Source organism: Pseudoalteromonas shioyasakiensis, assembly GCF_019134595.1.
Lineage (GTDB): Bacteria > Pseudomonadota > Gammaproteobacteria > Enterobacterales > Alteromonadaceae > Pseudoalteromonas > Pseudoalteromonas shioyasakiensis_A.
This window is the reverse complement of the sequence record NZ_CP077770.1, coordinates 90744-109925: the sequence shown is the minus strand read 5'-3', so window position 1 is coordinate 109925 and position 19182 is coordinate 90744. Positions and strand designations below refer to the sequence as shown.

Annotated in this window: 23 protein-coding genes; 12 read left to right on the top strand and 11 right to left on the bottom strand. The window is 42.4% G+C overall.

What is annotated here, in order from left to right; translation table 11 throughout:
- Positions 1-30: 30 nt before the first annotated feature.
- The 6 genes from KQP93_RS00575 to cyaY are packed head-to-tail and all read right to left on the bottom strand — an operon-like array spanning position 31 to position 5819.
- Positions 31-1140: a heme biosynthesis HemY N-terminal domain-containing protein gene (locus tag KQP93_RS00575; RefSeq protein ID WP_217875463.1), complete on the bottom strand. Its 1110-nt coding sequence runs from the start codon at positions 1138-1140 to the stop codon at positions 31-33.
- Entirely contained in the window at positions 1137-2957 is a 1821-nt protein-coding gene (locus KQP93_RS00570) for a uroporphyrinogen-III synthase (RefSeq protein ID WP_217875462.1), read from the bottom strand. The genes KQP93_RS00575 and KQP93_RS00570 overlap by 4 nt, the downstream gene beginning before the upstream one ends.
- 1 nt (position 2958) lies before the next feature.
- Entirely contained in the window at positions 2959-3897 is a 939-nt protein-coding gene (gene hemC, locus KQP93_RS00565; RefSeq protein WP_175079610.1) for a hydroxymethylbilane synthase, read from the bottom strand.
- A 36-nt stretch (positions 3898-3933) separates the two neighbouring features.
- Positions 3934-4821, bottom strand: coding sequence for a DUF2914 domain-containing protein (locus KQP93_RS00560; RefSeq protein WP_217875461.1), 888 nt, complete (start codon positions 4819-4821; stop codon positions 3934-3936).
- Between the two features lie 21 nt (positions 4822-4842).
- On the bottom strand, positions 4843-5499 hold the full coding sequence (locus tag KQP93_RS00555; RefSeq protein ID WP_217875460.1) for an alpha/beta hydrolase: 657 nt from the start codon (positions 5497-5499) through the stop codon (positions 4843-4845).
- Complete coding sequence (cyaY, locus tag KQP93_RS00550; RefSeq protein ID WP_054554661.1) at positions 5496-5819, bottom strand: iron donor protein CyaY; 324 nt, start codon at positions 5817-5819, stop codon at positions 5496-5498. Before cyaY ends, KQP93_RS00555 begins: the two co-directional genes overlap by 4 nt.
- A 148-nt stretch (positions 5820-5967) precedes the next feature.
- Here cyaY and lptM point away from each other — a divergent pair, with 148 nt between their 5' ends.
- The 8 genes from lptM (at position 5968) to KQP93_RS00510 (ending at position 12128) form a co-directional block, all read left to right on the top strand.
- Positions 5968-6147, top strand: coding sequence for an LPS translocon maturation chaperone LptM (gene lptM / locus KQP93_RS00545; protein WP_054554660.1), 180 nt, complete (start codon positions 5968-5970; stop codon positions 6145-6147).
- Positions 6148-7401 carry a diaminopimelate decarboxylase gene (lysA, locus tag KQP93_RS00540; protein ID WP_217875459.1) on the top strand — a complete coding sequence of 418 codons (1254 nt, stop codon included), beginning with the start codon at positions 6148-6150 and terminating at the stop codon, positions 7399-7401.
- Between the two features lie 64 nt (positions 7402-7465).
- A complete protein-coding gene (gene dapF / locus KQP93_RS00535; RefSeq protein ID WP_054554658.1) occupies positions 7466-8296 on the top strand; it encodes a diaminopimelate epimerase in 831 nt (276 codons plus the stop codon).
- The gene (locus tag KQP93_RS00530; RefSeq protein ID WP_217875458.1) at positions 8293-8904 is read left to right on the top strand and encodes a DUF484 family protein; all 612 of its coding nucleotides are present in this window, start codon (positions 8293-8295) and stop codon (positions 8902-8904) included. Before dapF ends, KQP93_RS00530 begins: the two co-directional genes overlap by 4 nt.
- Complete coding sequence (locus KQP93_RS00525; protein ID WP_217875457.1) at positions 8901-9854, top strand: tyrosine recombinase XerC; 954 nt, start codon at positions 8901-8903, stop codon at positions 9852-9854. Before KQP93_RS00530 ends, KQP93_RS00525 begins: the two co-directional genes overlap by 4 nt.
- A gap of 12 nt (positions 9855-9866) precedes the next feature.
- Positions 9867-10577 carry an HAD-IA family hydrolase gene (locus KQP93_RS00520; RefSeq protein WP_217875456.1) on the top strand — a complete coding sequence of 237 codons (711 nt, stop codon included), beginning with the start codon at positions 9867-9869 and terminating at the stop codon, positions 10575-10577.
- 69 nt (positions 10578-10646) lie between these two features.
- Positions 10647-11759 carry a retropepsin-like aspartic protease family protein gene (locus tag KQP93_RS00515; RefSeq protein WP_217875455.1) on the top strand — a complete coding sequence of 371 codons (1113 nt, stop codon included), beginning with the start codon at positions 10647-10649 and terminating at the stop codon, positions 11757-11759.
- Positions 11760-11768: 9 nt separating this feature from the next.
- Positions 11769-12128 (top strand): HopJ type III effector protein, encoded by a 360-nt coding sequence (locus tag KQP93_RS00510; RefSeq protein WP_217875454.1) that lies wholly within the window; start codon positions 11769-11771, stop codon positions 12126-12128.
- A 14-nt stretch (positions 12129-12142) separates the two neighbouring features.
- Here the strand turns inward: KQP93_RS00510 and KQP93_RS00505 are convergent, their stop codons facing one another.
- Positions 12143-12550, bottom strand: a complete 408-nt coding sequence (locus KQP93_RS00505) for a GNAT family N-acetyltransferase (protein ID WP_217875453.1) — start codon at positions 12548-12550, stop codon at positions 12143-12145.
- Between the two features lie 307 nt (positions 12551-12857).
- Entirely contained in the window at positions 12858-13163 is a 306-nt protein-coding gene (locus KQP93_RS00500; RefSeq protein ID WP_062566248.1) for a DUF6482 family protein, read from the bottom strand.
- Positions 13164-13243: 80 nt separating this feature from the next.
- On the opposite strand from KQP93_RS00500, the gene KQP93_RS00495 reads away from it, so the two are divergent.
- From KQP93_RS00495 to KQP93_RS00485, 3 genes are all read left to right on the top strand, one after another.
- A complete protein-coding gene (locus KQP93_RS00495; RefSeq protein WP_217876720.1) occupies positions 13244-13930 on the top strand; it encodes a pseudouridine synthase in 687 nt (228 codons plus the stop codon).
- 68 nt (positions 13931-13998) lie between these two features.
- Complete coding sequence (locus KQP93_RS00490) at positions 13999-14373, top strand: BlaI/MecI/CopY family transcriptional regulator (protein ID WP_054554650.1); 375 nt, start codon at positions 13999-14001, stop codon at positions 14371-14373.
- 9 nt (positions 14374-14382) lie between these two features.
- On the top strand, positions 14383-15588 hold the full coding sequence (locus tag KQP93_RS00485; RefSeq protein ID WP_217875452.1) for a M56 family metallopeptidase: 1206 nt from the start codon (positions 14383-14385) through the stop codon (positions 15586-15588).
- Positions 15589-15666: 78 nt separating this feature from the next.
- On the opposite strand, the gene KQP93_RS00480 is transcribed toward KQP93_RS00485, so the two are convergent.
- Positions 15667-16050 (bottom strand): MAPEG family protein, encoded by a 384-nt coding sequence (locus tag KQP93_RS00480; RefSeq protein WP_063700644.1) that lies wholly within the window; start codon positions 16048-16050, stop codon positions 15667-15669.
- Positions 16051-16285: 235 nt separating this feature from the next.
- On the opposite strand from KQP93_RS00480, the gene KQP93_RS00475 reads away from it, so the two are divergent.
- On the top strand, positions 16286-17164 hold the full coding sequence (locus KQP93_RS00475; protein ID WP_217875451.1) for a DMT family transporter: 879 nt from the start codon (positions 16286-16288) through the stop codon (positions 17162-17164).
- A 40-nt stretch (positions 17165-17204) separates the two neighbouring features.
- Here the strand turns inward: KQP93_RS00475 and KQP93_RS00470 are convergent, their stop codons facing one another.
- Together KQP93_RS00470 and KQP93_RS00465 are read right to left on the bottom strand one after the other, a co-directional pair.
- Positions 17205-17522 (bottom strand): DMT family transporter, encoded by a 318-nt coding sequence (locus tag KQP93_RS00470; protein ID WP_217875450.1) that lies wholly within the window; start codon positions 17520-17522, stop codon positions 17205-17207.
- Positions 17522-19054, bottom strand: a complete 1533-nt coding sequence (locus tag KQP93_RS00465; RefSeq protein WP_058585386.1) for a carbon-nitrogen hydrolase family protein — start codon at positions 19052-19054, stop codon at positions 17522-17524. Before KQP93_RS00465 ends, KQP93_RS00470 begins: the two co-directional genes overlap by 1 nt.
- Between the last annotated feature and the right edge of the window lie 128 nt (positions 19055-19182).

Below are 19182 nucleotides of genomic sequence, written 5' to 3'. Positions count from 1 at the left end.
GCCATCGCTCCTTTGCTGGCTGGAGTAAAATTATTGATAGAGTACCAATGCTTTTTCTGGTTGGGCACTCTTACTGTAGCTGAGCACCGCTTGTTGCAAATAAGCATGGCGATTATCTGCATTAAGCGCTTTATCAAACACTCGCGCGGCTAAGTCGTATTCACCGTGAGCATTTGCTAAACATGCTAGAGCAAGTAATAAGTCTGTATTTTCGGTGTCTTTTTTTAATACATCCTGCAAACTTGATTGCAGCTTGAGTGCATCGCCAGCGCTACTAGTACGTAAAATACGTGCTAAGTCTTTATGCTGCAGCGGTTTTTTTATCATTTTAATTAAGCTTAGCTCAATTTTGTTTAATTCACCTGCCTTCGCCATCGCTGTTAAATAGCTTACCTCAGCATGTGGTTTCAGGTTTTTGGCTAGTTGCTCATAACGCTCAGTTAAATCCCCGTTTGACTGGGCTGCAAAGTAACGGTCAAACAGTTGTTGCCATTCTTGCTCTGAAAGTACTTTTTTGCGTAATAAACGTGGCATAAAGTCATTAAGTGCCGCCCACTTTTGCTCTTGCACTAAAACATGGGCATACATTTTAAGCTCTAAACGAGAGGCTTTTTTACGTTCAGCTAACGCTTTAAGGTCAGCAAAAATAGTGCTGGTTTCGCCGCTAGCAATCCATAAATTAGCCACTTTTAGCTGCTTATCTTGGCTTATTTTATCAAGATAGCTAATTGCTTTTTCATTTTCATTATTCGCCAGTGCCGCTTTAGCTAGAAGCGCAAAACGTATATCGCTCCACTTTTCTGCAACACTGTTGTTATCAAGTGCAAGCTCAAGCTCCGTATAATCGTTATTTATTAAGCTCCATACACCTTGCTCAATAGCCGCTTGTTTACGCTCTTCACTGCGCGCAAAGAAACCATGGCGTGTATGGCTATATAAAGATATTACGTAACGGCAAAGCTTATAAAGTAAAAACAGTGCAGCGAATGCCAATATTAAAAGTGCAGTAACGCCCCAAATAGTCCCTTCAATGGTTGTTTTATTAAAGGCAATTAGTACATAACCCTTTTGATCTATAAAAAAAGGGGCTATCCCTAAGCAGACTGCTATTGCAATAATGATTAATAAAAAGCGGATCATTGTGCCCACTCCTTCACCTGCTCAGTACTTTGTAGTGACACTTTTGGACTAAAATCGAGCTGCTCTTTCGAAAGCTCAGCAAGACTTTTTAAGGCCGCCTTTGTTTGCGCATCATCTTGTTTAAAGTAATCTTTTACCAAGCTATGAGCAGCATCAACAGCACTAAAATACACACTGCTTTGCTTACTTAATACCGCATCTTGCGCTTGAGCTAAGTATAAGCTTAAGCGCTGTTTTACTAGGTGACGCTCTTGCTCACTTAAAAATGGTGCGATAACCATATCTTCACGTGTGCGCACTTCTACAAAGAAGTCTTTAAACTGCTGCCACGACTTGGCAAGGTTTTGACGCCATTCACTGACATTTTCACTTAATTGATTAGGGTCTTCTTTGACGACCTCTTCAGGAAGTGAAATAGCATTAAATACCAGTTCATCAACTTTTTGATTAATGCCATGCAGTTTTAAGTAAATTGCTTCAACAGCCACAGGTTCTATGGCATTCAAGGTTTGTAAATCTTGGTGAATTGCTTGGCGAATAGCGCCTGTACCCGGGTGTTCTGCAAGTAAGCTATCTAAGCGAGACAGCACAGCAGCAGCCCCCTGGTAATCGTGCTCTGCCCACAATTTAAATTCGGCCATACGCTGCAGGCTTGTGACTTCTTGCGGATTAAGCGTGAAAGTTTGCTGCTCGGCGCGCTTTAAAGCCGCTTGTAATTGCTGCTGTGTTTGCTCTGCACTTTCATTTAGTGCATCAGTGACCTTTTGTTCACTGTTATAAAGCGAGTGCTGCATTGTTTGTTGGGCACTTTTTAATGCATCAATTTGCTGCTGTAAGCGTAGGTTTTCATCTGTCAGATCAGTCAATGCCACAGCCGATTGCTGATCGCTATTTAATTTTAGATAAAACTCATAGCCAACTGCACCAGCCACTAAAAGTGAAATAAGTAACGCTAAGCTACCTGTTTTGCTGATGCCTCTTTTAGCTTGTACAGGCGCTTTCGCCCCAGTATTTGCCGTTTGCGCTTTTTTCTCTGGCTGTGCGGTCACTGGCTTTGCGGGTTGTTTTGATTCTGCTTCACTCATTTTGCTACCTTGCTGATTAATGCAGGTGAACATAGCGCTGTCGCTCGCCCCTGCAGCAATATGTATCTGTGTTCTTGCGACATTTTGTTGCTTTAAATAATCAGCGATACGCTCACTGGCAACGAAAAATTGTCGCTCTTTCAACCATGCAAGCTGAGGCTCATTTAGGCCATTAAAAATGGCATCCACCGCTGCATTACTAGTAATGACTATACCTTCTACATCAATTGTTTGCCAGTGGTCCATCCACTTGCCCGGTTCGCTCTCAATTGCGCTCCGCTTGTAAACAACCAACTGATTTAATAAAGCACCACGTTGTTTTAAGGTTTTTGCTATGGTCGTGCGCCCACCTTCACCTTTCACTAAAACGATGTTACTTAGCTCAACATCTTGTAGTGTTTTTAATTCAAGCAGACCTTCTGAATCATGCTGTTTGGGTACTGCAGCACGTCGCCCAAAGGCTTCATAAACCGCATCAGCAGTTTGCTGGCCGACCGCATAAAGTTGCGCTGCTTTGTTGATGGTTGGTGTGAGTTTTAACAAGGCATGCACGGCATCTTGCGAGATAAAAATGATTTTATCGGCATTTTCTAGCGGCGCGAGCTCACTACTATGTACTGTGAGGTAATCTAAGGTAAGAACTGGACACAGGGTTGTTTGATAACCCGCCTGCTGAAGCTCAAGAGCAAGCTCAGTGCCTTTACCTTCTGGACGAGTTATCAAAATATGCATATTAAGCGTCTCTATATACTTCAGCTAAAATTTTATCAGCACCTTGCTCAAGTAGTTTTTCAGCAAGTGTAATACCTAACAGCTCTGCGTCAGCCACTGGGCCTGTCACTTCATCACGCAGCATTTGGCTGCCATCAATAGCGCCCACTAAACCGCGTAAATGCACTTGCTCACCATCGACCAATGCAAATGCACCAATTGGCACTTGGCAACCACCTTCTAAACGGCGATTCATAGCACGCTCGGCATTTACACGAATGCGTGTTTCATTATGTTCTAGTGGCGCTAACAGTGCTTTTGTCACTTCATCATCAATACGGCACTCAATACCCACAGCACCTTGACCATTTGCAGGTAATGATACCTCTGGCTCGATAAAAGCTGTAATACGCTCTGGCATTTCTAAACGAATTAGACCCGCTGCAGCTAAGATGATTGCATCATATTGACCATCATCTAGTTTTGCTAAACGCGTATTAACATTTCCGCGTAAATCACGAATGTCTAAATCTGGGCGAGCTTCGCGAATTTGGCATTGGCGGCGTAAGCTTGATGTACCAACAATAGCGCCTTGTGGTAACTCATCTAAGCTTTTGTAGTTGTTTGATACAAACGCATCGCGCGGGTCTTCACGCTCACAAATTGTGTGTAACGCTAAACCTTCAGGAAACTCAACTGGCACATCTTTCATTGAATGCACCGCAATATCTGCGCGACCATCAAGCATGGCTTGCTCAAGCTCTTTTACGAATAAGCCTTTACCACCAATCTTGGCCAGTGGTGTATCAAGGATAATATCGCCTTGCGTCGACATAGGAACCAACTCTACCGTTACGTCGTCATGGAAGTGCTCTAATTGAGCTTTTACAAATTCTGCCTGCCATAAAGCAAGTGCACTTTTACGGGTCGCGATACGAACTAGTTTTGTTGTCTGTGTCATGAAAAATCCAATTAATTATCTGGCTGATACTAAATATTACTCAGCTAAAATTCTAAATTCTTTTTGGGCCAGTAAGTTGCCATCTGCGTCAATAACTTCAACTCGCCAATCACCCAATTGCTCTGGCATGATGTTTTTCGTTGAATAAGTACGAAAACGTGGGCTACTTACCGTTAATTCAATTGAAGCAAGCTGTTGGTCTTGGTAATACCATTGATGACGAACAGTTTGCCCCTGCATATTTCTAAGCTCGCTAAAAAAGCTCAGGCTATTGCTTATTTGCGCTAATTTTACATCGTTCTTTAAAACGTTTACTGGTTCTCGATCAACAACATCGGTTGTTAATACCGCGCGGCTTACTTTATCTGTGTCTATTTTAGCGCCAATTGCGACACTGGCAATATGTGCTGACTGTGAAAACTGCTGCTGAGCATCGGGTGCTGCAGCAATCTCGGCTTGCTGTTCTGTTTGTAGTGGCTCTTCATCAAGAGTGACCGCTGATGCCTCAGGTTGTTGCTCGTCAACAACCTGCTCACTGTCGCTCTCATTCTCTACTGTTGTAACGTCAGGTTCTACAATGTTTGAACCCACAACCTCTGCTTTAGCCGTTTCTGTGTTATCAGCCAGCGGTGTTTGCTCATTCATTGACGGAGTAACGACTGCTTTTGGCTCTTCTTGCTCAGCGTCATTTAAAGGGGCTTGTAATTGAGCATTTGCAAACTCTGATTGCGGCTCATCTTGCGGTGATTGCTCTGCATTTACAGCGCCAATAAAGCTATACACTAAAATAGCGAATGCTACTAAGATAACACTGCTAACCATAAAGATGCGTCGCCAATGCCATTGATAAGTTACTGCCGTCGGCGCTGAATTAACCGGTTCAACGGTATTCATATTTGCTGTAATTACAAGTTTCTTTGTCATGTTGGCCTCTAAAACCAAAAATTAACTCAAGCGAGCAATTAACCACTCTCGAATAGCCATTAGTTCTTCACCACAAACTTGGTGCGCCATCGGATAGTCTTGCCAGCTTACTTCCATGTTGTTAGCGCTAAGCACGTCAAATGCTTGTCTGCCTGCGCTATGCGGGACCACATCGTCAAGTCGACCATGTGCCATAAAAATATTTAACCCCTGCTGCTTAGCTTCATCGGCTAATTTTGTAGGCACACACATATAGGTTGAAAGTGCCATTACACCCGCTAATTTATAATCTAGACGTGGCGCTAAGTGCAGCGATACCACACCACCTTGCGAAAAACCGGCAAGAATAATTTTGTTAGGAGCGATACCTTTTGCTATTTCTTGATCAATAATTGCAGCTACTTTTGCAGCAGATTCACGCACTCCTTGCTCATCGGCGCGCTTATCTAAATCCATTGATTTAATGTCGTACCAAGAGCGCATTGCCATACCACCATTTATGGTGACCGGTTGCACTGGCGCATGTGGAAACACAAAACGCACACCAAGCTCTTTTGGTAAAGCAAGTTGCGGTGCAACGGGAGCAAAACCATCACCTGAATCGCCTAAACCATGTAGCCAGATAACCGTAGCTTTGTGATCGCCTTGTGCTGGGTACTCAACAAACTCTAAACTCATAGTTCAGAACGCCATTCAATTGTTTGACCTGCTTGACGGGTTGCCGCATCACACATAAATTGCCAAAACTCTGCACCTGAGCGGTTATCAATCCACTTATCGTCGCGTAGTTCAAAATGGTGACCGTTAAATTTAGTCGCTACCCAAACTTGGTGTAATGGTGCTTGCTTGTTGATCACTATTTTACTGCGATCTGGAAAGATGATTTCTAAAATACCTGACGCTGATTCATAATCTAAATCGGCATCACATTCATCGATTTGCTCTTCAATAGTTAGCATTAATGCATCGGCTAGTGTGTGGTATTCATGATCAGTCATTTTAGTGTCCTTTAACTGGCTTTAAGCCTAGATCTGGGGGCAGATTGTGTACATCAAGTGTAACAGGAATAAATTCATCCGCGAATAGCTGCATTTTTTAAATATTCTGTTACTCTGCGATTATAAAGCCAGCAACCGTATTAATCTAATGAAAGAGACTCATAGCCAAAAATTAAAAACCATTTTACCTCTAAGCGCCCTTCTACTAACCCTAGCAGGTTGCGGACAAAGTGGTGCTCTTTATCTGCCAGATGATACTAAGCCGCCTGCAAAGTCTCAGCCACAAGCTGATCCATCCGAACAACCAGAGCAAAAACAGGACCAATAGATGGACTTTTTTAACTACAAAAATAATCAGCTGTTCGCTGAAGACATCGCTGTCAAAGAGCTTGCCGAACAATATGGTACGCCTTGTTATATCTATTCACGCAAAACCTTTGAACGTCATTATCTAGCATTTGCTGAAGCTGCTAAATCACATAAGAGTTTGGTGTGCTATGCCGTAAAAGCCAATTCAAATATTGCCGTGCTGAACATTTTAGCGCGACTTGGTTCAGGTTTTGACATCGTCTCAAAAGGTGAGCTAGCACGCGTTATCCAAGCAGGCGGAGATGCAAGTAAGGTTGTGTTTTCTGGCGTTGCAAAAACCGCTGACGAAATTGCTTATGCACTTGAATTGGGGATCAAGTGTTTTAACGTTGAATCAGTGGCTGAGCTTGAGCGTATTTCAAAAGTGGCAACGGATCTCAACTTAGTGGCACCGATTTCGATTCGTGTAAACCCAGATATAGATGCTAAAACGCACCCTTATATTTCAACCGGTTTAAAAGAGAATAAGTTTGGTATTGATATTCAAACTGCAGTGACGGTGTATCAACATGCCGCATCATTACCCGGTTTAAACATTACTGGTGTAGATTGCCACATTGGTTCGCAGCTAACTGAAATTAAACCTTTCATAGCAGCCCTTGAAAAAGTACTGACTCTGATCGAAGAGTTAAAAGCGGTTGGCATCAAGCTAACTCACCTAGATATCGGTGGCGGTCTTGGCGTGCCTTATAATGGCGAAACGCCGCCTCACCCGAGCGAGTATGTTGATAAAATTACCGCTCGATTAGCAGACTACCAAGATTTAGAACTTATTTTTGAACCTGGTCGTGCGATTGCTGCCAACGCAGGCATTTTAGTTACTAAGGTTGAGTTTATTAAACAAAACCAAGATAAGTTCTTTGCTATTGTTGATGCAGGTATGAACGATATGTTGCGCCCATCGCTGTATCAAGCTTGGCAAAGTATTGTGCCAGTTGAACCTCGCGCAGATGATACGCCTACTCACAACTACGATATTGTCGGCCCAGTCTGTGAAACCGGCGACTTTTTAGGTAAAGACCGTGAGCTTGCACTACAAGCCGGTGACCTATTAGCGCAGCGCAGCGCTGGCGCGTATGGTTTTACCATGAGCTCAAACTACAACTCACGCCCGCGTGTTGCAGAGATTATGGTGGATGGCCAGCAAAGCCATTTAATTCGCCAACGCGAAACCTTAGAAAGCCTTTGGCAAGGTGAGAAAATTTTACCATAAACGTTTTTATAACCGCCCTGCTCTGTGGCATGATTAGCTCAGAGCAAACCCGAATTAGAGCGTTATGTTAGTTAATTTTTCAAAAATGCACGGCCTAGGTAATGACTTTGTCGTTATTGATAACATTACTCAAAATGTTTTTTTATCACGTGATCAAATAAAGAAGCTGGCAGATCGCCATTTCGGCATTGGCTTCGATCAACTGCTTATGGTTGAAGCCCCTTACTCTCCTGATCTCGATTTTCATTATCGTATTTTCAATGCCGATGGTAACGAAGTTGAACAGTGCGGCAACGGTGCGCGCTGTTTCGCCCGCTTTGTACGTATGAAGGGCCTGACCAATAAGCATAAAATTTCGGTTTCAACTAAATCTGGTAACCTCACGCTTTATATAGAGAAAGATGGCCAAGTAACGGTGAATATGGGCCACCCCAATTTTGAACCGAACAAAATCCCATTAAAAGCCAGCAAGCGAGAGCTAACCTATATACTTCGCACTGAAGAACACACTGTATTTAGTGGCGCAGTGTCGATGGGTAACCCACATTGCGTGTTAGAAGTTGATGACATTCATACCGCAGAAGTAACAACCTTAGGCCCACTCCTTGAAAATCATGAGCGTTTTCCTCAACGCGCAAATGTTGGTTTTATGCAGGTAATTTCGCAAGATCACATTAAACTAAGAGTGTGGGAACGTGGCGTTAGTGAAACCTTAGCCTGTGGTACAGGTGCCTGTGCTGCGGTCGTGGTTGGTCAAATTCAGAGTAAACTTGCTAATACCGTACAAGTTGACTTACCCGGCGGCAGTTTACAAGTACGTTGGCAAGGCGAAGGCCACCCTGTACGAATGACGGGCCCTGCTGAGCATGTATTTGATGGACAAGTGGCATTATGAGCAAACTAACAGAACAACAAATTGCTGAATATTTAAAAGCACACCCTGATTTTTTTATTAATAACCCTGATGCGCTCGCTGAAGTTGAGCTACAGCAACAAACAGCGGGAACAACGTCTTTGGTACATATTCAACAGCGCCAATTACGTGAACACAATACGTTATTAAAAAATAAGATTGATCAGCTCGTTGAGCAAGTAAAAGAAAACGAATTGATTTACCGCTTATTCAGTGAATGCCATCGTCAGTTATGGACTAACTACGACTTTACGACACTAGCTAGCAACTTACGCAATATTATTTGTACAAATCCATCAATTAACGAATGTCACTTAGTTAAGTACGATACAAAGTTTGATGAGTTAATTGCCCATCGCCTGCAAAACGACGGTATTTACTTAGGTCGAGTAAGTCAGCAAGAAAGAGACTTACTATTTTCAGACACAACTCAGTCTACTGCCCTATATCTAATTGGTAACACGAAACATCCTGTGGCTATTTTAGCGTTTGGTAGTGATGACGTAAATCACTTCGAACCGGCAAAAGACAGCTTTTTTGTCCTTGAGTTTGTGCGCTCATTGCAACTGCGCTTATTGGAACTTGCATGAGCGATGTGACGACGCCAGACATTAATGAATTAAGTGATGCTTGGCGTACACCCATCCAACTTTTTGCAGATTACTTACGCTACGAAAAACAATACTCAGCGCACACAGTAAACCAATACACCAGCCAGCTAGGCTTTGCAGCTTTGTACTTTAGTAAACTATGTGAAGACTGGTTTGCCGTTCAAGGTGAGCATATTCGCCGTTACAGCATGCAAATGCGCAGCAAACAATTAAGTGGTCGCACAATCAGTTTAAAACTGAGTTGTATTCGCAGTTTATATAAATTCTTAAAAGCCAAAAATATAGCCTGTCAGGCACATTATCATAATCCGGCAGAAGCCATTAAAGGTCCGAAGTTTTCCAAACCTTTACCCAAAAATTTAGACGTAGACCAGATGGCTAAGCTACTAGAGTTGCCCGATGATGAGCCTTTAGCTATTCGTGACAAAGCCATGATGGAATTAATGTACTCATCAGGTTTACGCATTAGCGAGTTAGTTGGCGCTAACATACATGATATAAACCCGACTGAAGGCGAAATTTTAGTCCGTGGTAAAGGTAACAAAGAGCGTTTATTACCTGTAGGCAGCAAAGCGCTCAGCGCATTAAAAGCATGGCTGAAAATTCGCCCTCAATTTGCACACCCAGATGAAATAGCCGTGTTTGTTAGCAGCCAAAAAAAGCGAATTTCCGTACGCCAGGTTCGCCTTCGCATGCAAGAATGGGGTATTAAGCAAGGGATCAGCTCGCAAGTGCATCCGCATAAGTTGCGCCACTCGTTTGCATCACATATCTTAGAATCATCAGGGGATCTGCGCGCCGTACAAGAATTGTTAGGACACAGTAGTTTGTCTGCTACTCAAGTTTATACGCATTTAGATTTTCAGCATTTAGCTAAAGTGTACGATAACACCCATCCACGCGCTAAAAAGCGCTCAACATCAGAGTAAACCCTTGTCATTATGATCCGATTTAACCGTGCCCTATCGCCAGTTTCTGTTTTAAGTTTTGATTTAGACGACACACTTTACAACAACCATCCGATCATAAAATCAGCCTTGCAAGCACAAGCTGATTACCTCGAAGCGCTAGACCAGTGGCCCACCGATAGCATGAGCTACTGGTTAACATGCCGCGATAATGCCTTAAAGCAAGATGCGACTTTAATTGATGACGTTACGCGCTGGCGACAAGCAGCATTACACTATGCCATGACAGATCTGGGTTTTTCAGCAGAGCAAGCTCAGTTGCATGCCGAAAACGCTTATCAGGCATTCGCTGATGCCCGCAGTCAAATAACCGTAACTGATGAAGTGCTTGAATTACTTGCTAACCTCGGTAAACACTACCGCCTCATCGCCATCACCAATGGTAATGTCGAAGTAGAAAAGTTTAACCTTAATGGTGTGTTTGAGTTAGTTTTACAAGCAGGCCCACACGGAAAAGCGAAGCCGCACAGCGCTTTATTTGATAGCGCAGCAAAGCAGTTAGAGGTTAATCATAAGGAAATTTTGCACATTGGCGATAGTCTAGATACTGATGTAAAAGGCGCCAATAATGCCGGATGCCAAAGTGTTTGGCTAAATAACCAAGCAATGCAATATCGTTATCAAGGATTAGCGGATATTGAAATAAGTAATATCATGGCGCTCAATCATTTAGTTAAAAAGTAACGACTTTGAAGAATTTGTTTTATGCTGAGTAAATAGGCAACGAAGATTTAAAACTGGTGGGCGAAACGGATGAATGCTTTACTTAAATTAATATTACTGTGTTCTCTTAGTTTAAATGGTTACTTTATTTGGCAGCTTTTTAACCCAGCAAAGCCGTTAGAAATAGAAACTGTCGCACCAGCGCCTAAAGTACAAAAAGGCACGGCGTTACCTGCCCACTTCCAGCAAGCAGTTGCACTATTTAGCAATCAGTTATTCGATAAAGCGGTTGCTGAGTACACTCAATTACTTGTGAATGAACCTCGTTATGCAAGGCAGCTAAAACGAGCTTGGCAACAGCAACTAGAATCATGGCTTTCCCACCAAAAATTCACTTTAAGTGAACAATTTCTAACGGCCTTTTTAAATAACCACCCTTACGATGTCGCTATGCTTGAGCTTGATGCTAAGCGTTTAATAGCACAAGGTGATACCCAACAGGGAATTATCAGCTTACTGGCTCTTAGCAACCAGTTAGACAGCAATGATAAGCAACTACTTAACAAACAAATTAACGAGATAAGCGCATCCTATATTGATGAGCTAACTGCAGCACAACAATGGCAGGCATTGCTTAATAGCAGTCAACAGTGGCTTGATTACGCGCCAGGTAACGCGTATTACTTATATAACCATGCATTAGCTAACTATCATTTAGAAGATTATGTCGCAAGCCAAATTACCCTAGATCAACTGCCTGAAGATCATGACTATAAACCACAGGCCGAGCAATTACATCAGTTGATTCAACAAGCCTTAGCAGGTGTTGAAGTTATAAAGTTAACCGCTCGAGGTTCACACTTTTTAGTAAACAGTATTATTAACGATGATATTAAAACCGAGCTGATGATCGACACGGGCGCTAGCTTTACTGTAATTAACCAAACATTATTAAACTCGCTTAACACCCCAGCCAATTATCTTGGCACACTTGAAGTAAACACTGCTAATGGAATTGTCGAAGCACAGCGTTATCAGCTCGAATCGTTTCAAGTTGGACAACAGCGTATTAGTAATTTTGAAGTGCTGGTAATAGAAAATCATGCCGGCTATGGTTTATTAGGTATGAACTTTTTAGAGAATTTTAAGTTTAATATCAATCAGCAAGTGAATGAGTTAGAGTTGATAAAGAACAATTTTTAAGGACAAGCAATGACTCTTAACGAATTCCTGGCGACATTAGCAAGCACACCACAGCAAATTGAGTTTACCGATACCATGGCGGTCATAGACAGCAATTACGATTTTACCCCAAGCGGTTTTAACAATCATGGCCTGCTAAGCGAGGCAAATGAAAATAATGGCTCATGTAAAATTTTTGCCTTTGCAAAGCTTAATCAACTAAGTAAACAAAATACCCTAGATTGCTTTGGCGCGTTTTATCGTGATGACGTGTTGCCCAATCCTGAAGGGCAAGACCATATGAACATTCGCACCTTTATGCTTGCCCCTGAAGCGACTCCTTTCTTAGGGATTACTTTTACCGAGCAAGACGTGCTCAAAGCAAAGTAAGTAAAAGCCAATAGTTAAAGGCTTTTTTCCATAAAATAACGGTAACCGTCAAGTGGGTAGTTACTCATTTCGTATTTAACTTGGTAGCCGTTTTTTTCGTAAAAGGGTTTGGCTTGGAAATCGAGCGTATCAAGTTGAGCGGTATTTGCACCAAACGCTTTAGCTTTGCTCTCTAATTCAGCTAACAATCGTGTCGCTAGCCCTTTACCACGTGTCTTATCATCACACCAAAGCCAACCAATAAGCAGCCAATTACCAAATACTTGGCCATGTATACCAGCAACAACAGTGTTTTGTTTATTTACAAATTTAAAGCCTAAAGGAATACGCTCGGCATTAAAATGCGCGGCGTTGAAAGCCACAATATGTTCTCTTAGCTGGTTGTTTAGATCAGCTGAGTCATCACTTTTTAATTGATACATAGCATATATACCCAAGCCACCTCAAGATGCAGAATTCAGCGTTTCACAGGTGCTTAATATCAAGGCGTTACTTTGCAAGAATGGCAGTCCCTTTTAAGAAGTAACAACGATGAGAGTAAGTGCCTGTGAAGCGCCCAAAGGGTTGGTTTAAAAGCGATTTATACTGCGTTATTGATTTTAACAATAGAACCCTATTACTTGCAATCAATGCCTTGCCTAAATCGCTTTTAATTCCAACTGAAACTCGCATCTTGAGGTGGTTTGGGTATATAGAATGTTATGACTCAGTATACGCTTATATCGTTAATCAGTATAAGTGGTTCTTGCCATAAGGTACTTCGAGCATGTTACTCGCCAGCTTTTCGGGCTGACCGCACATTTCATCATAAGCACTGGTGTGGCGTAAAACCATATCGCCATAACTTAGGTGATCAAGACGCTTTTGAATATGCAACGGGCTAATATCACGAATAAACTCACCTTGCTCATCAGTAACATAATACTCAACGTTATTAATTACCACAGACACTTGATACAGCGCCATTTCTAATGAATGAAGGATGACCTTTTGCAGTGGTTGGTGATCTGCAAGCTCTGATAACTTGATAGGCATGTGCGTTCCTCTTTGGTGGTGGAACTATTTATACGTGATTTTGATATACTGTGATCAAATTAATTGTACAAAAATCACTCATGCCAGAAAAAGTACGACTTGCTAAATTTATTGCCCATGCGGGTGTTTGCTCTCGAAAGCAAGCATCGCGCTTGATAGATCAAGGTGATGTAACAGTAAATGGCCGTGCCGCAAATCATATAGATCATGTTGATGAGCACGATGATGTGATTGTACTTGGCGAAAAAATATCAGCAAAAGCGCCACTCACCTACTTTGCGTATCACAAGCCTGTTGGTATAGATTGCAAATTAAATGCTGACGACCCAACCAGTCTTATTCATAGTCTGCCTAAAACCACTCGGGTTTACCCAATTGGCCGGCTCGACAAAGACTCGCGAGGTTTGTTGATTTTGACCAATGACGGTGAGTTTTGTAATCAACTGATCCACCCTGATTACCATCAACCAAAACGCTATTTAGTTACGGTAGATAAGCCCCTTGATGGCGACTTTTGTAAAAAAATGGCGAGCGGTGTGCCTGTCGATAAACAAATAACCCTCCCTTGCACGGTGAACCAAGTCAACGAAACGCAGTTTTGTATCGTCTTAAAACAAGGCTTAAATCGGCAAATACGTAAAATGGCTCGTTTTTGTGGCTACAAAGTCATCGACCTTTACCGCACAGATATCGCAAATCTTTCACTCTCCACGCTGAATTTGCCCGAAGGACAGATAGTCAGTATCAAAAAAAGTGACATTCTCTAACAAAAAAGTTTGCATTAATTGATTACGCGTGTAATCTTAAATTATAGATTACATCTGTAGGCATAAAAATGATTGAACTTTCTAAAGCTGAATTCGAAGTATTAGATGCGGTATGGCTTGGCTACCCAGCCACGGCAAGTGAAGTAATTGCGCGTTTAAGTGACGATAAAGAATGGCACGAAAAAACCATTAAAACGCTACTCAGCCGTTTAGTTAAAAAAGGCGCACTAAGCTTCGAGAAACAAGGTCGCCAGTATAACTACACCCCTTGCATTGCTCGTGAAGAATACACATTAAAAGAAAGCCAAAGCTTTATTGAACGCTTTTTTAATGGCCGAATTGCGCCGCTGGTGAGTGGCTTTGCTAAATCAGAGCAACTCTCGCAACATGATATTGATGAGCTGAAAAAGGTTATCGATGATTGGGAAAAACAGCAAAAATAAGGCGTTGTTATGTTAGATGCATTTTTTAATTGGTTGTTAGATCAACAACTTTTGATCTCATCTGCAATTATGTTTTTATTGCTGCTAGAGCGAAAGTTACTAAGCCAGCTGTCGGCACGCTTGGTTTATACACTGTGGGCGCTTTTACCAATTAGTTTATTGTTAGCGAACCTACCAGAGCACTTAAAGCCAATTCAAAACGACTTTATCAGTAAGCTGACTATCACGCCAAACACAGCAATAATGCCGCAGTTTACGCTCACTTGGTTTGCTATTTATGGCTTTATTAGTGCCGCACTGCTGATCACTGCCGTATATTTTCATTACCGCTTTTTAGCAAAACTGCAATTAGCGCCAATTACGCTTGATCAGCACAGCAACCAAAGCATGCGCTTATACCAAAGCAATCAGGTGAGTTCACCAATGGTTGTGGGGGTTATAAACACCAAGCTAGTGCTGCCAACAAACTACCAAAGCCATTACAACAGCCATGCTTTAGCGCTTATTTTAGAGCATGAATCAGTGCACATTAAACGCAAAGATAACCTAATTAATGCCATCGCTTTAAGTGCCATTATTTTGTTGTGGTTTAACCCTGTCGCTTGGCTTGGTTATGCAAGTCTGCGCCGCATTCAAGAGCTTTCATGTGATGAGCAAGTACTCAAAAATAAATCAACTGAACAACGAATTTTATACAGTAAGGCATTAGTGCACTGTGCAAGCTTTAGCAGAACAGGCTTAATGGCTTATTCACAATACGGAGATAAAAACACCATGTTACAACGTCTAAATCAGATCAAGCAGATCGACAACAGCTCATTTATTGCAAAAACAGCGTTAGTTATTTTTACAATGGGCATGCTTAGCAGTTTTGCCATTGCAAAACAGCCGATGTCCGTTGAAAAGACAAAAGACTATCAAGCGGTAATGCGCGTAGAGCCGATATACCCAATTCAAGCGGCAGAGCAAGGTATTAGCGGTTCAGTCGTTTTGAAATACGATATTTTACCAAGCGGCGCCACCAGCAATGTTAGTGTGGTGAGTGCAGAGCCTGAAGGTGTTTTCAATCGAGAAGCGAAAAGAGCCTTAAAACAATGGCAATATGCGCCGTCTGAATCTGGCTTTAAAAACGCCTTAGTGCAACTCGATTTTGCCTTAGACGAAAACTATCAAGCAAAGGATTTAATAGAGAAAATTAAAGTTAGCTCTAAGTAAAAGTAACCACTTAAGACCCTAAAGCAAGCGCCTTATTTAAGCCGCTTGCTTTGTGGTTTTTAACTCATTGGCTTGTGACTAGAGGCAAACAGCAATCATCGCCACAGCACAAACATAACCCACTAGCCAGACTAATGAGCGCAGAATATCCTGGTTTATGTAGTAGAAAATACAATACAACACGCGGGCGATAACATGCATAATCGCCAGAGTTTCTGTCACCTGATAGACATTATTGCTACCTATTACAACTGCCAGCGCGACGGCAAAAATAATTAGTGACTCAAAGCTATTTTGATGTGCAGCCAATGCACGAGCACCAAAGCCTGTTAGTTTAGCTTGTTGTTCACGCGGGTGTTTATTGTCATAGCCCGACAACTTATTTTGTGCAAAAGCCACGGGGGCTTTAGCTAAATAAGGTATGAGCACTGCGATGAGTGCGCAGATAATCAATGTGGTCATGAAATTTCCTTATCTTTTAACTGTAATAGCTCACCCTACCGCAAACAAAAAAAAGCCGCTACTTAAAACAGCAGCGGCTAGCAATAGCATCATTGTCACTATAGCCCAATGACAGCATAAAAGCCCTGCGGCATATTGTCACAGCTGAGTTTTTCTCAAGTTGGTCGATAAGCTAATGCTCTCATACTTTGGTTTTGTTACTCTAATTGCCTCTCCTCATTAATTTAATTTCAATATGACTTGGATTTTCTTAACTATTTTTGCGGCATTTATGCAGTCGTGGCGCAACGCTCTGCAAAGTAAACTCAGTGCAACTGTGAGTGTTGCCGGGGTAACACTTGCTCGCTTTATCGTTGCCAGCCCAATTGCTGCCCTGTATTTATTTGCCCTTTATCAGTATCAAGACGCCGCACTTCCTGATTTTAACCTAGCTTTTATTGGCTACATTGTTGGTGCCAGTATCGTCCAAATCCTTGCCACTGGTTTGATGGTAAAACTGTTTAAAATGAATAACTTTGCAGTCGGCGCAGGGCTTGCCAAAAGTGAAGCACTGATGGCGGCGATTTTAGGTGTAATGTTCTTTGGCTCAGCACTGTCATTGCTAGGTTGGGTTGGCGTATTTATTGGTGCAATTGCGGTATTGCTATTAAGTGGCATAGCGAATGTTAAACACTTTAATTTGGGCACCGCACTGCTTGGGCTTGCCTGTGGTACTTCATTTGCTCTTTCATCGTCATGGATTCGTGAGGCAAGTTTAAATTCAGGACTGACTTTCCCGCACTCTGCCGCTTGGGTGTTAGTGCTGATTATTAGCTTACAAACACTGATGCTGTGCGTGTATATTGCATTAAAAGAGCGCGATACATTTAAGAAAATGTGGCATCACAAAGGCACCACGACCGCTGTTAGTGTTTGTAGCTGTTTAGGTTCTATTGGTTGGTTTAGCGCCATGAGCTTGCAGCATGTTGCTTATGTAAAAACATTGGGGCAGATAGAAGTATTCTTTACCATTTTGGTATCGATTCTTTGGTTAAAACAACCGCTAAAACGCCAAGACACGGCGGGGCTTGTGTTAATTGCACTGGCAGCCATTCTGGTAATGCTACCTAACTAGATGCGTTTCTAGTCATTAAAAAAGCGGCTATGCCGCTTTTTTAATGACTAATCTTTAGCGTTATTACACCACTAATTATCAACAGTACTCCGGCAATGCGGCCAAAAGTGGCAGCATCCCCATAAAATAAAATACCAACTAAGAAAGTGCCTGCGGCTCCTATGCCTGTCCAAACCGCATAGGATGTCCCCATCGGAATATCCTTTTGCGCCAACCACAACATAAAACCACTGGCGACCATAAAGGCAACAGCTATTGCAATACCTAACCAGCGACTGTCTTCCTGTTGAGACATTTTAAGGCCAACTGGCCAACCAATTTCTAACAGTCCTGCGACAATTAAATACAGCCACGCCATTAGTTATCTCGCTTTTTCAAGATCACGTCATACAAATCTTCACGGCGATCTTTTAAGTTTCTTACCGTACCTTCACTGTGAAGGATTTTCAACTTATCCATATCTAAATCACTGAATAGCAACATTTCGGTATTCGGTGTTGCTTCATTCAAGGTCGCATCATGCGGGAACGAGAAATCAGAAGGGGTAAGCACTGCTGATTGCGAATACTGTACGTCTAAACTCTCAACCTCAGGTAAGTTACCAACCGAGCCTGCAATCACAACATAACATTCATTTTCGATTGCGCGTGCTTGCGCACAATGACGAACACGTAAGTAACTATTTTTTGTATCTGTCCAAAATGGCACGAACAAAATATCTAACCCTTGCTTAGCGAGAATACGTGACAGCTCAGGAAACTCTACATCGTAACAAATTTGAATACCCACACGACCCGCATCCGTTTCAAATACAGCAATTTTATCACCGCCTTGGATCACCCAGTCATTTTGCTCGTGGGGCGTAATATGAATTTTGCGCTGCTCATCGATTTTACCGCTACGATGGCATAGGTAGCTGACATTATAAATCTTGTCATCTTCAGCAAGCGGCATGGAGCCTGTGATAATATTGGCATTGTATTCAACCGCCATGCGCGACATTGCATCACGGAAGGTTTCTGTGTATTCGGCCAGATAGCGAATGGCTTCCGTTTGATTGCTTTGCTCGGTGAGGCCCATTAACGGGGCATTGAAAAACTCCGGAAACAGAATAAAGTCACTCTTATAGTCAGACACCGTATCAACAAAGTATTCCACTTGCTTAAGTAGCTCTTCAACAGACTCAACACAGCGCATTTGCCACTGTACGGCACCGACACGGACAATTGATTTGGTCGACTCAAGTACCGTATCAGTCGGCTCAAACATAATGTTATTCCACTCTAGTAAAGTGGCATAACCTACTGACTCCTGATCTTCAGGAAGGTATTTTTTTAGTAAACGTTTAACTTGGAAATCATTAGATAGCTGAAAGCTTAAAATCGGATCGTACAGCTCTTTGTGGTCTACTTTTTCGATGTACTCCATCGGAGTCATCTCTGCACTATGATTGTAATAACGCGGAATACGCCCACCCGCTAAAATGGCGCGTAAGTTATACTGACGGCACAGCTCTTTTCGTGCATCGTATAAGCGACGTCCCAATCGCATACCTCGGTGAGTTGATGAAATCACCACATCTAAACCATAAAGTGCATCACCTTCAGGATCACTAAATACACGGTCATGGCCATCAACAATATCTTCGTAGGTATGTGGGTTAGAAAAGCGCGCGTAATCTACCTGAACACTCAGGGCGATGCCGACTAAGACACCATCGTCAACAATACCTATTTGCCCTTCCGGAAACTGGTCTATTAGCCTAAAAATAGTATGGCTTGGCCAAGCTCCACCAAGCCCTGGGTACGCTTGATCCATGAGGGTCTTTATTTGTGGGTACTGTTCTTTGGTTAGATTACAAATCTCTAAATGCGTTTTTTCCGCCGGCATAGCTACTCCTTTTTAGGCACGAGAGAATAATCACAGCAAACATTGCTCAGCATGTTTCTAGATTAGCTTTAACTAGAGTGGCATCAAATGCCCACTCTGCCAAGCCCCAAGCTTAACAAACATGATGT

Bases quoted from the DNA above. Each gene is read 5' to 3' on its own strand.
- KQP93_RS00575 (WP_217875463.1), bottom strand. From the start codon at position 1,140: ATGATCCGCTTTTTATTAATCATTATTGCAATAGCAGTCTGCTTAGGG.
- KQP93_RS00570 (WP_217875462.1), bottom strand. From the start codon at position 2,957: ATGCATATTTTGATAACTCGTCCAGAAGGTAAAGGCACTGAGCTTGCT.
- hemC (WP_175079610.1), bottom strand. From the start codon at position 3,897: ATGACACAGACAACAAAACTAGTTCGTATCGCGACCCGTAAAAGTGCA.
- KQP93_RS00560 (WP_217875461.1), bottom strand. From the start codon at position 4,821: ATGACAAAGAAACTTGTAATTACAGCAAATATGAATACCGTTGAACCG.
- KQP93_RS00555 (WP_217875460.1), bottom strand. From the start codon at position 5,499: ATGAGTTTAGAGTTTGTTGAGTACCCAGCACAAGGCGATCACAAAGCT.
- cyaY (WP_054554661.1), bottom strand. From the start codon at position 5,819: ATGACTGATCATGAATACCACACACTAGCCGATGCATTAATGCTAACT.
- lptM (WP_054554660.1), top strand. From the start codon at position 5,968: ATGAAAGAGACTCATAGCCAAAAATTAAAAACCATTTTACCTCTAAGC.
- lysA (WP_217875459.1), top strand. From the start codon at position 6,148: ATGGACTTTTTTAACTACAAAAATAATCAGCTGTTCGCTGAAGACATC.
- dapF (WP_054554658.1), top strand. From the start codon at position 7,466: ATGTTAGTTAATTTTTCAAAAATGCACGGCCTAGGTAATGACTTTGTC.
- KQP93_RS00530 (WP_217875458.1), top strand. From the start codon at position 8,293: ATGAGCAAACTAACAGAACAACAAATTGCTGAATATTTAAAAGCACAC.
- KQP93_RS00525 (WP_217875457.1), top strand. From the start codon at position 8,901: ATGAGCGATGTGACGACGCCAGACATTAATGAATTAAGTGATGCTTGG.
- KQP93_RS00520 (WP_217875456.1), top strand. From the start codon at position 9,867: ATGATCCGATTTAACCGTGCCCTATCGCCAGTTTCTGTTTTAAGTTTT.
- KQP93_RS00515 (WP_217875455.1), top strand. From the start codon at position 10,647: ATGAATGCTTTACTTAAATTAATATTACTGTGTTCTCTTAGTTTAAAT.
- KQP93_RS00510 (WP_217875454.1), top strand. From the start codon at position 11,769: ATGACTCTTAACGAATTCCTGGCGACATTAGCAAGCACACCACAGCAA.
- KQP93_RS00505 (WP_217875453.1), bottom strand. From the start codon at position 12,550: ATGTATCAATTAAAAAGTGATGACTCAGCTGATCTAAACAACCAGCTA.
- KQP93_RS00500 (WP_062566248.1), bottom strand. From the start codon at position 13,163: ATGCCTATCAAGTTATCAGAGCTTGCAGATCACCAACCACTGCAAAAG.
- KQP93_RS00495 (WP_217876720.1), top strand. From the start codon at position 13,244: ATGCCAGAAAAAGTACGACTTGCTAAATTTATTGCCCATGCGGGTGTT.
- KQP93_RS00490 (WP_054554650.1), top strand. From the start codon at position 13,999: ATGATTGAACTTTCTAAAGCTGAATTCGAAGTATTAGATGCGGTATGG.
- KQP93_RS00485 (WP_217875452.1), top strand. From the start codon at position 14,383: ATGTTAGATGCATTTTTTAATTGGTTGTTAGATCAACAACTTTTGATC.
- KQP93_RS00480 (WP_063700644.1), bottom strand. From the start codon at position 16,050: ATGACCACATTGATTATCTGCGCACTCATCGCAGTGCTCATACCTTAT.
- KQP93_RS00475 (WP_217875451.1), top strand. From the start codon at position 16,286: ATGACTTGGATTTTCTTAACTATTTTTGCGGCATTTATGCAGTCGTGG.
- KQP93_RS00470 (WP_217875450.1), bottom strand. From the start codon at position 17,522: ATGGCGTGGCTGTATTTAATTGTCGCAGGACTGTTAGAAATTGGTTGG.
- KQP93_RS00465 (WP_058585386.1), bottom strand. From the start codon at position 19,054: ATGCCGGCGGAAAAAACGCATTTAGAGATTTGTAATCTAACCAAAGAA.